Here is a 13,502-nt window from a genome sequence, read left to right as displayed (position 1 = left end):
CGAAGAGCGGACCAATGCTGCGGGCGCGCGGCGTCACCCGAAAGTTTGGCGGCCTCGTTGCTGTGAACAGCGTGAACTTTGAGATCCCGCGCGGCTCGATCAGCGCGATCATCGGGCCGAACGGGGCAGGGAAGACCACCTTCTTTAACGTCATCGCTGGCATCTACGCACCAACGGAAGGCACGATCGAGCTTGATGGGAAGCCGTTGATCTCGCCGCCAACCGGTGCAGGGCGAGAGCCGATCCTGCTGGTCCTGCCAACGATCCCGTTCATCGGTCTCGCGATCTACTTCCTCCTCGCCGTGGGCGGCGACACGGGCCTCGTCGAGGGGGTTGCCTCGGTAGCTGTCGCCCTCCTCGGCTTTGTGGGCGCTCTTCTCCTGAACATCATTCGTCCAGCCTGGTACAACCGCCTCATCAAGCGCATCGGCGTCACGCGACCAGCACGACCGAACGACATGGTGGTTGCCGGACTCGCGCGCACCTTCCAGAACATTCGCCTCTACAAGAGCCTGACGACGCTCGAGAACATCCTCGTCGGCATGCATGTGCACATGCACGGCACCCTCTTCGGGGCCCTCTTTAAGACCCGCCAGGTGCGCGAAGAGGAGGCGGCCGCTGAGCAGCGTGCGCGCGAACTGCTCGCCTTCGTTGACCTCGCTGGGATGGAGAACGAGTTGGCAGCCAACCTGCCGTACGGCAAGCAGCGCCTGCTCGAGATTGCCCGCGCGATCGCCAGCCGACCGAAGCTCCTCTTGCTCGACGAGCCGGCAGCGGGCATGAATCCGAGGGAGACCGAAGAGATGACCGCGCTCATCCGCCGTATTCGCGACGAGCTCGGCATCACCGTGCTGCTCATTGAGCACGACATGCGCGTCGTCATGGGGATCTCGGACTACATCACGGTGCTCGACCACGGCGAGAAGATTGCCGAGGGCCTACCAAAGGCGATCCGCACCAATCCAAAGGTGATCGAGGCCTACCTCGGCCGCGGCGCTGCAGCGGGACACTGAGAGGAGTACGACGATGGCACCACTGCTTGAACTAAAGGATGTGCACACGTACTACGGTGGGGTGCACGCCCTTCGAGGCGTCTCGCTGAACGTTGAAGAGGGCGAGATCGTCACGCTGATCGGCTCCAATGGCGCTGGCAAGACGACCACCCTGCGCACCATCTCTGGCCTTGAGCGAGCTCGTTCAGGGAGCATCAAGCTGAAGGGAAAGTCGATTGAGAAGGCGGAGCCGCACGAGATCGTAAAGCTCGGCGTTGGGCATAGCCCCGAAGGGCGGCGTGTGTTTGCTCGCATGTCGGTACGCGAGAACCTCGAGATGGGCGCATTCCTGCGCAAGTCTGGCCCCGACGTACAGAGGGACTTCAAGAAGGTCTTTGAACTCTTCCCACGGCTGAAGGAGCGCGAGAGCCAGGCCGCCGGCACCATGTCGGGTGGCGAGCAGCAGATGCTCGCGATCGGACGCGCCCTGATGGCGCAGCCAAAGATCCTGCTACTTGATGAGCCCTCCATGGGCCTGGCGCCAATCTTGGTGGAGCAGATCTTCGACATCATCACCGAGATCAATTCGCGCGGCACCGCGGTGCTCTTGGTGGAGCAGAACGCGATGATGGCGCTCGGCATCGCCAAGCGCGGCTACATCTTGCAGATCGGTGAGGTCACCCTTGAGGACAGCTGCGCGAAGTTGGCGAAGAACCCGAAGGTTCGCGAGGCCTACCTCGGCGTCTAGCCGGCGATCTTGCGCAACGCCCTAAAGAGGCGTCGCCCATCACTTCGATCAGCAATCTCTCTTGGTATCTGCCCCGCTGTTAATCCAAGCAGCCGCTGGTGCGCGGCAATCGCGTTTGCCAAGCCAGCAATGTGACGTGTTGGCTTTGCACCGTGCTCCCACCAGAGCCCGTCAATGGTCATGATCCCCGTCTCCTTCACGCGCCGTAGCTGAATGCGTCCAACGATGGCGTCGCCTGCATGGATCGGCATCACGTACGGCCCGTACACACGTCGCTTCTCAGGGGTGTAGATCTCCCAGCGGTAGTGGAAGTTGTAGAGCGTCTCGAGGCGCTTCCGGTCGTGAATGAGCGGGTCGAGAGGCGAGAGGAGGGCCACCGCGTTCGGATCGGCCACCGCTGGTCGTGTGCCAGCCGTTGCGCGCATCGCCGCCTCGAGGGCGAAGCGTTCACCGCCAGGAATGCGCCACGGCCCCGGGAGTCCGTCAATCTCAATGTTCAACAGGGCACCGCGCTCGGTGAGGCGACGCACCAGCTCCTTGCGCTTGAGCGGCCAGTCGGTCTGCACCCAGACGCCGTTCGCAGAGGCGAGTCCAAGGTCGCGGTGTCGCGCCAAGAAGGTGTGTTCGATCTGCTCCTCTTCGCTAACGCGGCGCTCGAGCACGTTGCGCGGGATCAGCCGTTCGGCAAGGTCGAACCAGCGGCGCGAACCGTCGCGACGGGCAAGGTGCAGCAGGCCCGCGAGCTGCAGCATCTCAAGCGCAGCGCGATAGGCGGGGGTCTGCCCCCATGACCAGGCGACAGATTTTGATGGGCCAAAGTCCGCCGCGCTGAGCGGCCCCTCAGCGGTGATGCGCGACATGATCGTGTCGGCCCATGGCTTGAGGCGCTTGTAGGTGCCGTCGCGCCAGTAGCGCTCGCGTCGCTTGTCGGCGGGTCGACGATAGAAGGGGAGCTCGCTGGTGGGCACAATTACCAGCACGCCGTTGTACTGCTCCACCAGGGCGCGGTGGGCGGGAACCTTGGCGTAGAGGAGCTCATCGACCCAGCGTGGCTCAAAGCGGTCGATACGGGCGTGGCAGACGATCTCATGGCTGCGCCCCGCTAGGTCAACGGGGTCGAACTGTAGTGAGCCGAGTCTCTCAACCAGTGCAAGCACTGACCCTTTGCTGGCGGGGAGCTGGCGCGGCGGAAGGAGCATATGACGCTCGGCGAGGAAGCGGCGTGCCGCCGCCCTCGAGACGCGCAGTGGCGCGTCGCCTGCACTCATCTCAGTGTGACGCGGCTCCGCGTGCCAGCGCTCGATTGCGTGCAGTCACCATGATCGCCACCCCGGCAACAACCACGCCACCACCGGCAATCAGCTGTGCCGAAATCGGCTCGCTCAAGATGAAGCTCCCTGCAAGTACCGCGACGACGGGGTTCACGTACGCATACGTTGAGACAAGACCGAACGGTGCCACGCGCAGCAACCAGGTGTAGATGTTGTAGGCGATCAGGCTGCCAACGACGATGAGGTAGGCGAGCGCAAAGATCACGTCACTCCCCAAGGCGCTGAACTGCACGTTGCTCCACTCACCCAGAAGCGTGGCCACGATCGCACCGCCAACGGAGCCGGCGAGCATCTGGATCGTCACGGCGACCCGCGAGTCTGCCGGGGTTGCGGCGCCGCGCTGGCTCCAGATCGAACCACCACCCCAGCTGAGCGGGCTAAAGAGGATGCAGGCGAGGCCGAGCGGATCAAGCCCGACGTCACCGGCGTCAGGCGAGATAAGGATCACCACGCCGATGATGCCAACAGCGATCCCCAGGATGGTGAGCGGGGCGATGCGGTCCTTATAGACAACACGCCCGATCACGGCGACCCAGATCGGCAGGAGGGCGATCAACAGCGCGGTAATGCCAGAGGGGATCGTCTGCTCGCCGAAGGAGGTCACGCCGAGCCCGCCAACGTTGAGGGCGATACCGACGATCGCCTGGTCACGGATCTGTGCGCGAGTGAGTGAGCGCAGCGCATCACGAGCAAAGAGAGCCACGAGCGCCAGCATGGCGAGACCGGCGAACGCGAATCGGATGGAGACCATCGCAAAGGGCGGAATTGCCACGCCCTGGTCAGGGTCGACGACGACGCGAATGGCGAGGTAGGTTGTGCCCCACACGATGTAGATGGTGAGCATCGCCAGGGCGATCGCCAGTGGTGCGGCAGCGGTGAGTCGAGGGGCCGCCTTTGAAGCCGTTTTTGCCATAGCGTTGATGCTAGACGAGACGGATCAGGACTGCCCCGCTGCGCTCGCGTATCCTTCCCCGATGCGTTCAAGTCGTCTCCCATGGATTCTCATCGTCGGCATCTCGGCGATCGGCTATGGGTCAGGCTCACTTTTTGCGAAGGCGATCTACCCAACGGGCTTTGACTGGCTCGACCTGCTCGTCTGGCGTCACCTGCTCGCCGTGCTGATCCTTGGGGTCGTGGTGCTCGCGTTGCCTGCGGGACGCGCGGCCTTGCGCAGCCTCACCCGCGAGCGTGCACTGCGCTCGTTTGCGATCGGCCTCTTCTTCACCGGCAACGCCGCCACTTACTTTGGGAGCCTCACCTACATTGATGCTTCGCTCGCAGGGCTCATGACCTACGCCTTCCCAGCCATCGTGGCCGTGCTCTCCATCTTCTTTGCACATGCACCGTCGGGCCCCCGACCCTGGATCGCCCTCGCCATCGCCACCACGGGGGTTGTTCTTGGTGTGGGAGGGATTCCCGAAGCGAAAGAGCCGGCGTTGATTGGCCTCGTGCTCGGCGTCGCCTCACCGATCATCTACAGCTGCTACATCATCCTCGCCGCACGCCTCGGCGGTGAGACGAAGAGCGGCACCGGTGCGACGCGCGGCGGAGGCACCTCGCCACTCGCCGCCATTCCAATCAGCCTCTTCGGCACTGCCGTGGGCATGTTCGTGCTGCGCGCCGCACTCGGCCGCGACCTCTTGCCACTGCCGATCCCCGACGCGGCCCTGCTGCCGATCATCGGGGTCGCCACCATTGCGGGCATCATTCCGATTGGCGCCTTCTACATTGGCGCGCAGCGCCTTGGCGCTGCACGTGCCGCACTCATCAGCACCGTTGAGCCGATCTTCACGATCGTGGCGGCCGGCTACCTCTTTAGCGAGAGCCTGACCGCGATTCAGCTGGTTGGTGGGGCGCTGATCCTCGGCGCCGTGCTGGTGGCGGAGTGGGGGGCGATTCGATCCGTGAGCCCGCGCCGAAGCCCAGCGCGAAAGCCAACGCGCTAGGCGATCACCTCGTGGCAGGCGCGGCAGCGCGCCTCGTACGTGTCATCACCAGCCATGCCGCCGATCACGATCAGTTCATCGTCGGCGCGTGCCGGCTTGCCATCGCGCAGCCGCTGGGTGCGCGTTGCCTCGTTTCCGCACACCACGCAGATCGCCGAGAGCTTTGTTACTTCGTCAGCTCGGGCCATTAGGTCGGGAATCGTGGCGAATGGCCGACCGGCGAAGTCTTGATCAAGGCCACTCACGATCACGGTTCGCGGTGCCCCAACGATCTCTTCAATAATGGCGGGAAGCTCTGGCCCGAAGAACTGGGCCTCCTCGATCGCCACCGCATCGGGGTTCAGGCGAGCCACCTCGTTGCGGATCGCCTCAGCATCTGGCGCCACCACGCTCGGGAAGCGGGTGCCCGTGCGGCTCACGACCTCTCCCGGGGCCAGGCGGGTGTCGCGGGCGGGGGTGATCAGGAGCACGCTCTGGCCAGCGATCTGCCGACGGGTGAGGAGGCGGACGACCTCGGCCGTCTTGCCGCTGCTCATGCAGCCAGCAATGACGTGGAGCCAGGGTCTACGCGGAATAGGCATGTGCGAGATAGTAGCCGATCCCGTAACAATCGTCTTTTGTGGACAACTCACCGCAGAATTAACAGAACGGTAACCAGTTGATTACGAAGCGTTGACGACGTGGGTAGAGGATTGGGACGCGCCGAGTAATCGGCGGGTGAGTGGCACCCAGCCACATTAAGTAACCAAGGAGTTGAACGTGAAGCTCAAGTCTCGCTTCAAGTTCGCCGTTACCGCAGCACTGACCCTCTCGGTCATGTTGAGCGGTGTCGCGAGCGCAACAGCACCAACAATTAGTCCGAACGAGGGCTACAACGGCGGCGACACGGAGGGCAAGATCGAAGGGTCTGGTGCCACCTTCCCTGCAAACCAGTACAAGGAGTGGTTTTCGTCGTTTACCGATGAGAATCCTCTCTGCAACACCACTAGCTCTGACCTCTGCACAAATTATGAGTTCTTCCACGCATCCGATGCAGATGGTCTAGTTCTTGGGTACTCACCAGTGGGCTCCGGAACGGGCGAGACAAACTTCTACGGTGCAAACCGAATGAAGTCGGTAAACATGTTCTCAGGCACCGATGGAGTCCTGACCTCAGCCACTCGTGGCTTGATCGAGGCAGTAGCAAACATCGGTACTGATTACACGGTGATCCCAGCTACGGCGGGACCGCTTGGGATGGTCTACAACCTGCCAGGTTTGAAGCAGAAGACCTCAGCAACCTCAACCACGACCACGGCGGCCACGCTGCGGCTCAATGGCGAAACGATTTGTGGCATTTATGCGGGAACAATCAAGAAGTGGAACAACGCCGCAATCAAGGCGCTGAATCCATTGATCACGAATCTGCCGAGCACTGACATCAAGGTCGTCAGTCGAAGCGATTCGTCAGGCACCACGTTCGTATTCACGTCGTACCTGATGAAGTCCGCTTCAGCTGCTCAGAACCAGTGCGGAATGCACAGTCAGTTTTTCACGGGTTCAGGTGCAACAGCAGTTTATGACGGCAACTTTGCTGACAGCCCTGCATCTTCGACTGACCTGGTTCCAACGAAGGTCCAGCCGGCCACGTACTTCTCAGCTATTCGTACGGCGAATGGTGCAGCCTCGATCGTTGGCAAGAGCGGCAATGGTGGCATCGCACCTTACGTGAAGACGACGCCGAATAGCTTCTCGTACGTTGAGGCCTCTTACGCAACGAAGTACGGGCTGACCGTCGCAGCACTCGAAACCAAGAGCAAATTCACCTCTGGGGTGAACAAGGGTAAGTTCAATTACCTGAAGCCGACATCGGCCGGCGCGATCGCTGCAATGTCAGCGGCGGTAGTGAGCGAAGATCCGATCAACCCATCTTCATCCTATAAGCAGCCAGTCTTCAGCGCAGGTACAAGCTCGTACCCAATCGTTGGGTACTCGTGGTGGCTGATCTACACAAACTGGGTCAGCGCCTACGACAGCAGCGTTGGCAAGGGGCAGGTTCAGGGCATGATCGCGTTCATGAACTGGGCGCTCACCACGGGGCAGTCGTCTACGTATCTCTATCCAGGTTATGTGGCGCTCCCAACAGCGGTACGCGCCGCTGCGGTCGCCCAGCTCAAAACGATCGAGTGGGACGGCGCGGCCGTCTGGCCATAGCGTTTCGTTAAACGCCTGCCACGGGCAGGCTGGGAGGGGCGAGTTTTACTCGCCCCTCCCACACGCTATTCTGGCCTTTTGCTAGGCACGTCAGAGATTGAGAGAGAGGGAAGGAGAGCCATGCAGCAGGTGAACTTACGCCGCCGCAGCGGAATTTCGCTTGACCCGCTCTTTCGCCGACTCACTGCCGGGGGCCTCGCCGTTTTGATCTTGGTGCTTGCCGCCTTAGTGGTCGCTTATTTCGGCTACAGCACGCCGCTCTGGTCTGTGGCAAGCCCGCTCAACTACTTTACGAGCGCAGGCACCGATGGTGCTCTGGCTGCCATCTTTGGCACTCTCGCCACGAGCCTGGTGGCAATCTTCTTCGCCGCACCGATCGGAATATTGGCTGCAATCTACCTCGTGGAATTTGCTCCCGCGCGCATAGCCGCGCCACTAACCTTTATCGTCGAGCTGATCGCAGCGATCCCATCGGTGGTCTTTGGGTTGTGGGCCGCAGGAGATTTGTCAAACCGCCTGCGCGACTCTGTCGAATGGTGGATCGCCTCCTCGCTCGGTCAGGTTATCCCGTTCCTCTCTGAAGACCCATCCTCGCCCGCTGCCGACAGCATCTTTCGCGCCGGATTCCTTCTCGCCATAATGATCCTTCCGATGGTGGTCGCTGTCAGCCGTGAATTCATTCGCTCTGTGCCCATCTCCTTACGGGAGGGCTACATCGGCATGGGCGCCACCCGATGGGAGGTCATTCGAGACGTCGTGCTACCTACAGCGCGCATCGGCCTGATCGGGGGCGTCCTGCTTGCGCTCGGCCGTGCGATCGGCGAGACGGTCGCCGTTGCGATGGTCATCGGCAACGCAGAGGGCATTCCCTCGACGCTCTTCGCGCCAGGCCAGACGGTGGCAAGCAAAATCGCCGCAAATGTTGGCGAAGCCTCGGGGCCTGTGGCCATCGGGGCGATTGCAGCGCTCGGCCTCTCACTCTTCATGATCACATCCATCTTGAGCTTTGTCGTGCGCGTTCTCATCCGCCGATTTGCGTTCGGAGGCGGCCGATCGTGACAGTCGCAAGGGTATCAACCGCAGACCTGCTAACCAAGTCTGGGCCTACCGATCGGCGTCGTCAGCGAGTCAGCCTCGTCATGCGCGCCGCTGTTGCACTCGCCGCCTTCCTCACCATCCTTCCGCTCGTAGCTCTGATCATCTTCGTGGTGCTGAAGGCTGCCTCATATGTGACGCCGTCGTTCTTTTTGAATAATCCGCTCGACCAGCAGCCGGGCGTGCTGAACGCCATCGTCGGTTCGTTGCAGTTGAGCGCCCTCGCAATCGTCATTACTGCACCGATTGGTGTCGCAGGTGGCCTCTACCTCTCCGAGTTTGCCTCATCCCGCGTGAGGTCAGTAGGTGAGACAGTCATCGATGTGATGCTCGGGGTTCCAAGCATCGTGGCGGGCACATTCGCGTACCTGATCTTGGTGCCCATTCTCAGCTTTTCGGGCTGGGCAGCGGTGGCGGCACTTGGGATCATCACAACGCCCATTGTCATGCGCTCTACGCAAGAGATTCTTCGGCTTGTCCCCCAGGCTATCCGTGAGGCATCTTTGGCGCTCGGCATCCCTGTTTGGAAAACCGCTGTGATGATCAGCCTGCGCACGGCGCTCCCCGGCATCCTGACTGGGATCATTCTCGCCTTCAGTCGTGCGCTGGGAGAGACTGCACCTCTCCTCATGACAGCGTACGGGACAAATTCGGAAAATTGGCTTGACTACTCAACGACGATGAACGCGATGCCAATCGTGATCTACCAATATTCAGCGGCTGCCGATGACCTATCAATCGGACAGGCATGGGCAACCGCACTGGTGTTAATGGTGATAGCGCTGGTCATTAACGTGCTCGTTCGTGGGCGCACAATTAATAGCCGCACAGCGTAGGTTTGGAGGATCAATGGCAGAGCAGCGCACAAATGCAGTTGGCAGCAAGACGTCAAACAGCTCAACCCACCCTAAGGCGCCTGGCCAAGAGGCCGCACGCGCAGCGCAAGATAGCGACGCTGGGGCCCTAGTCCTAAGCAACGTGTCGGCCCGCTATGGCGCGTTTAGGGCGGTGAAGGATGTGAGCCTAGCGGTGCGACCAAAGAGTGTCACCGCGTTAATTGGGCCGTCTGGCTGTGGCAAGTCGACGCTGATTCGCACGATCAATCGAATGCACGAAACTCTCGCTGGCGCGACCGTTGAGGGCACGATTACCTTGGATGGGGTTGATTTGTACAGTTCAGAGGTCGATCCCGTTCGCGCGCGAAGCGTGGTCGGCATGGTCTTTCAGAAGCCGAATCCGTTCCCCACGATGTCTATTCGCGACAACGTCTCCTCGGGCGTGCGCCTGGCCTCCCGCATGGCGAAAGGTGACATTGCCGATCTTGTTGAGGCCTCACTGCGCCGAGCAGCGCTCTGGGACGAGGTCAAAGACAAGCTCAATCAGCCCGGAACATCACTGTCGGGCGGCCAGCAACAGCGCCTCTGCATCGCGAGGACGATTGCAGTGAAGCCGAGGATCGTCCTCATGGATGAGCCATGCTCTGCACTCGATCCGGTTGCGACGTTGAAGATTGAAGAACTAATTCGGGAGCTCGCCACGGAATACACCATCGTGATAGTCACGCACAACATGCAGCAAGCGTCACGCGTTTCAACTGAGACGGCCTTCTTCTCGATGGACGAGGATCGCGCAGGGTACCTTGTCGAGTTTGGCCTGACATCCGAGATATTCACGAAGCCGAAGCAGCCGCTCACAGAAAGTTATATTCAAGGCCGCTTCGGATGATTCGCGTTCAGCCTTTTGCCGTAGCGTTAGCGATGACGCTAGTAGCAACGGGCTGCCGCCCACCAATTGGCGGGAGTGTCGAACCGTCGGCATCGTCTATCGCAGGCGAGCTGAAGCCGTCGGCAGAGATCAGGGTCATCATTCATCTTCCGGGAGCTCCCGATGTTCTGACGGCACCCTTGGCCTACGCAGCCGCCTCAGAAGCGATCGCGGCCGCTGGGGTCTCTATCGATCAAATTGCGCCATCAGCGGACGAGGAGCCCCTTAACGCCACCGGATCAGAGACCGAACTTCATCTCTACTTTGCAACGCCAGCCGCTGTGTCAGCAGCCGACGTCGCTGGACGCGATCAGCTCGTGATGATCGGCAATCTGCAGCAGCGCTCTTCTAAGGTCCTGGTCGCACCCTCGTCGGGGGCGACGACGGGTGCAGACCTTTCGGGCACCACTGTCCTGGTGCAAGGCATTATTGGCGATGAGATCCCGCTCCTAGCCCTGCTCGCACGCGAGGGGGCCGAAAATGTTACGGCGGAGTTCCCGGCTGATCCCTCACTCCCGCTCGACCTCACCCCGCTTTTTGACGGCAGCGTCTCAGCTGCGTTCCTGGCCAGCTACGACGGGTTAGCGCGCGCACAGGAGTTTATCTCTGCGGAGACTGGGGCACCGGTTGGCGCCGACGGAATCTCCGTGATTGACCTTGGTGACACGGCGGAAATCCAAGGCCTTGGGCTTTGGGCCGCGTCGGCCGCCCTTGAGATCCCGAACCTTGAGATCGCGGCCGCGCTCGTATTGATCGGCCTCACGAGCGGGCTCGCCTTTTGTCGAGATCTGCCAGTCGACTGCGCCGCAGTGTTTGAGCAGGGTGGGCAGACGGATAGATTTGGCGATGCGTTGATCTGGTCACTTGACCAGTTCAACGCCTCGATCTGGCCCGCACCCGCAGGAGTCCTAAGCACTGCGGCGGCCGGATCAGCTGGGGCCAACGTTACTGACAGGATTCTTACCCTGGCGCTTGAGTACCTGCCGAGCGAAATTGATCGAATCGGCGAAGGCTGGGTCTCGTCTGGAACTGCACTACCGCTGGAGTGAATTTGAGGCTTTCTCTCACTCCCTCAAGCGCTAAGCGTTGACTACGCCCGAGACCACTTAGGCTGATTTTACACTTAGCAATCCGTTGGGTCGCCGATACGTCAGCGGCCGTAGGATCCCCCTCCGCCTCCGGACCCGCCCAGAGGAGAAGTTATGCAGCAAGAGAGAACTGCCCAGCAGCCGCGTCGTGCCGTGTGGGCCGCAGCGATCGTGGGCGCGCTGATCGCAGGCGCAACGGTCGGCCGCACGAGCGCAGCATTCACGGCCACGGCACCCGTCACCGGCGGGGCCACATCTGGAGTCGTCTTGTTGAGTACGGGCGGTGTACAGCAGCTGACCTTCGGTGGCGCAACACTCACCAACATTGGTCCGGGAGCAACGTTTACCCAGACCATTACGGTGCTGAACGAATCAACCGTGACGACGCCATCGAGCCTTACAGAGATTGCGGTCTGGAGCGATATCACCGGCACGTCGACCGCCCCATCTGGGCTCGGCGCTTCGCTGCAGGTAACGATCACGCGCAGCATTGGCGGTGGGGGCGCGGAGACGCTCTATACGGGAGCCCTGAACGGGCTATCGGCCTATGGCTCGTTTGCAGCGCCGATCGGCGCAGCATGGAGTTCACAGAATGGTGGCGCGGTGACGGGGGCAACGGCGAAGAGTGCGGCGTACACCTTCACCTTCACGCTGCCAGCGAGTGCGACAACGGGGGCCGACTCTTCGGTCGCTGCGACCTTCACCTTTGAGGCACGCAACAAGACGCAATGAGCCGAGCCCGCTGGTGCGCCGCTGCGCTCACGCTTCTCCTTGCAACGCAGCTTGCCGGACTGCGAATGCTCGTTATTTCAGGAAACTCAATGTCGCCAAGCATTCGCGATGGTGACCTGGTCCTCACCGCGCGACTGTGGCGAGGCGGTGAGGTGGGCGATGTGGTGTTGGTGGAGCGACCGAGTGATGGTCAGTTGCTTCTACACCGCGTCATTCAGCGGGGTGCGGGGTGGCGTCGAACACAGGGTGACGCCAGCCTCAGCCCCGACGCCGAGCGCATCTCCGACGCGGCGGTGCTAGGTGGGCTCGCCGCCGTCATCCCCACCGGCCTCATCACCTCGTTCCCGCTCGACCTCGTTGCGGCACAGTTCAGCGCCGGGAGGCGCATCAACGTGGGCATCACCTCCGCGCTAGGGGCGCGCGTGGAGATGAGCGGCCCAATGTTGGTGGGTGCCGATGCGCACGGCCAGCTCCTCCCTGGAGGACGGGCAACGTGGACGCTGACGCTCACGCCGTGCCCAACGGGGGTGGCGGGCGAGTGTGCTGGCACCACCAATACGCTGCGCGTTGATCCGGACCGATTCGCGCCGATCGCGACGAGTGGCATGGCCCGATCACTGCGGCTTACCAGCACCTGTCGCCCAGTTGGCAGCACAACCTGGACCGCTTCCGCTGACCTCTTCACTGCAGCGTGGAGTGCGGCGAATCTTGCAACGGGGCGACTTGCGTCACTCTCTGCGGGCGCCGCCGCGAGCGAGTGCCAGATCCAAGTAACCCTCCTCGGGAGTATCACTGCCGCCAATGCGACCATCTCACTCCCGCTGCGCTGGGGGCCAGAGTGAGTCGGCACCGTTTGTGGCTGCGAGTTGCCGTGCCACTCGCGCTCATCGCCCTAGCAACCTCGGGCGCCGCCTGGTCGCCTCGGCTCGACCTATCGCTCACCTCTGGCGCGTGGGCCGCTCCTGGTGGCGTCAACAGCGGGCTCCTCCTCTGGTACGACACCGCAGAGGCGGGAACCATGGCGCTCTCGTCGCGCCTTCGCTACTGGTTCGACAAGTCGGGCCAAGCGCAACACGCGCCCGTAAGCGCAGGACCATATCAACCCTACCCAACGGCGACAGCGGGAGTGACCGGCCTGCAGTTCAGCGGTGCGGCGGTGCAGTTGCCAGCCAGCATCCCCTTAGAGCCGATGACGGTAATGCTGGTCTTTCGACAAAGCAACGATGGGCTCAGCCATCCGCTCATGGGGAGCAGGACTCGCTTCTCTGGTATCACCATGGAGTCCGGTCGGCTACGGATGTACAGCAATGGTCAATCGGTTGGCGCGACAACTGCTCGTACTGTCACCGGACTGACCATCACTACGGTGCGCACCACTGCAGGAGCGGCTGACGCCTTTCAGTACAACGGTGGGGCGGAGACGGCCTTCAACATCACAACGACAGAGAGCATGAACTGGATCGGCGGGATGTTCGTTGCGGGGACAGCGAAGTATTTCGTCGGCACCATCATGGAGGTGGTGATTTGGGGGCGGTCGCTTTCACCGAGTGAGCTGCAGGCGGCACATCGCGCGCTTGGTGCGAAGTGGGGGATCAGCGTCCCTTGAAGGGCCG

Annotated in this window: 14 protein-coding genes; 11 read left to right on the top strand and 3 right to left on the bottom strand. The window is 61.9% G+C overall.

The features are described from left to right. Window positions 1-14 precede the first annotated feature (14 nt). Window positions 15-1,013, top strand: coding sequence for an ABC transporter ATP-binding protein (locus AC3LB0_RS03630; protein WP_488649888.1), 999 nt, complete (start codon window positions 15-17; stop codon window positions 1,011-1,013). 13 nt (window positions 1,014-1,026) lie between these two features. Continuing rightward, on the top strand, window positions 1,027-1,740 hold the full coding sequence (locus tag AC3LB0_RS03625) for an ABC transporter ATP-binding protein (protein WP_488649803.1): 714 nt from the start codon (window positions 1,027-1,029) through the stop codon (window positions 1,738-1,740). Here AC3LB0_RS03625 and AC3LB0_RS03620 read toward each other — a convergent pair. Then, on the bottom strand, window positions 1,737-3,008 hold the full coding sequence (locus AC3LB0_RS03620; protein ID WP_488649802.1) for a DNA glycosylase AlkZ-like family protein: 1,272 nt from the start codon (window positions 3,006-3,008) through the stop codon (window positions 1,737-1,739). The two genes, AC3LB0_RS03625 and AC3LB0_RS03620, sit on opposite strands and share 4 nt — an antisense overlap. Window position 3,009: 1 nt before the next feature. After that, window positions 3,010-3,984, bottom strand: coding sequence for an EamA family transporter (locus tag AC3LB0_RS03615; protein WP_488649801.1), 975 nt, complete (start codon window positions 3,982-3,984; stop codon window positions 3,010-3,012). Window positions 3,985-4,045: 61 nt separating this feature from the next. Here AC3LB0_RS03615 and AC3LB0_RS03610 point away from each other — a divergent pair, with 61 nt between their 5' ends. Continuing rightward, a complete protein-coding gene (locus AC3LB0_RS03610) occupies window positions 4,046-5,017 on the top strand; it encodes a DMT family transporter (protein ID WP_488649800.1) in 972 nt (323 codons plus the stop codon). Here the strand turns inward: AC3LB0_RS03610 and AC3LB0_RS03605 are convergent. Continuing rightward, window positions 5,014-5,598 carry a thymidine kinase gene (locus tag AC3LB0_RS03605; RefSeq protein ID WP_488648100.1) on the bottom strand — a complete coding sequence of 195 codons (585 nt, stop codon included), beginning with the start codon at window positions 5,596-5,598 and terminating at the stop codon, window positions 5,014-5,016. The two genes, AC3LB0_RS03610 and AC3LB0_RS03605, sit on opposite strands and share 4 nt — an antisense overlap. 178 nt (window positions 5,599-5,776) lie before the next feature. Between AC3LB0_RS03605 and AC3LB0_RS03600 the strand changes: the two genes are divergently transcribed. The 8 genes from AC3LB0_RS03600 to AC3LB0_RS03565 all read left to right on the top strand — a co-directional run bounded on the left by AC3LB0_RS03600 (window position 5,777) and on the right by AC3LB0_RS03565 (window position 13,495). Beyond that, window positions 5,777-7,210, top strand: coding sequence for a substrate-binding domain-containing protein (locus AC3LB0_RS03600; RefSeq protein WP_488649799.1), 1,434 nt, complete (start codon window positions 5,777-5,779; stop codon window positions 7,208-7,210). Window positions 7,211-7,330: 120 nt separating this feature from the next. After that, window positions 7,331-8,269, top strand: coding sequence for a phosphate ABC transporter permease subunit PstC (gene pstC / locus AC3LB0_RS03595; RefSeq protein WP_488649798.1), 939 nt, complete (start codon window positions 7,331-7,333; stop codon window positions 8,267-8,269). Continuing rightward, a complete protein-coding gene (gene pstA / locus AC3LB0_RS03590; RefSeq protein ID WP_488649797.1) occupies window positions 8,266-9,141 on the top strand; it encodes a phosphate ABC transporter permease PstA in 876 nt (291 codons plus the stop codon). Before pstC ends, pstA begins: the two co-directional genes overlap by 4 nt. A gap of 13 nt (window positions 9,142-9,154) precedes the next feature. After that, window positions 9,155-10,030, top strand: coding sequence for a phosphate ABC transporter ATP-binding protein PstB (gene pstB, locus AC3LB0_RS03585; protein ID WP_488649796.1), 876 nt, complete (start codon window positions 9,155-9,157; stop codon window positions 10,028-10,030). A 32-nt stretch (window positions 10,031-10,062) separates the two neighbouring features. Next, complete coding sequence (locus tag AC3LB0_RS03580; RefSeq protein ID WP_488649795.1) at window positions 10,063-11,118, top strand: hypothetical protein; 1,056 nt, start codon at window positions 10,063-10,065, stop codon at window positions 11,116-11,118. A gap of 153 nt (window positions 11,119-11,271) precedes the next feature. After that, entirely contained in the window at window positions 11,272-11,889 is a 618-nt protein-coding gene (locus AC3LB0_RS03575) for a hypothetical protein (RefSeq protein WP_488649794.1), read from the top strand. Next, on the top strand, window positions 11,886-12,731 hold the full coding sequence (locus AC3LB0_RS03570) for a S24/S26 family peptidase (RefSeq protein ID WP_488648093.1): 846 nt from the start codon (window positions 11,886-11,888) through the stop codon (window positions 12,729-12,731). Before AC3LB0_RS03575 ends, AC3LB0_RS03570 begins: the two co-directional genes overlap by 4 nt. Next, a complete protein-coding gene (locus AC3LB0_RS03565) occupies window positions 12,728-13,495 on the top strand; it encodes a hypothetical protein (protein ID WP_488649793.1) in 768 nt (255 codons plus the stop codon). Before AC3LB0_RS03570 ends, AC3LB0_RS03565 begins: the two co-directional genes overlap by 4 nt. The last annotated feature ends 7 nt before the right edge of the window (window positions 13,496-13,502 follow it).

It is taken from the genome of Candidatus Limnocylindrus sp., from assembly GCF_040397235.1.
GTDB lineage: Bacteria > Chloroflexota > Limnocylindria > Limnocylindrales > Limnocylindraceae > Limnocylindrus.
Note: the sequence above shows the minus strand (reverse complement) of the source record. Positions and strands in the feature narration are given on the sequence as shown.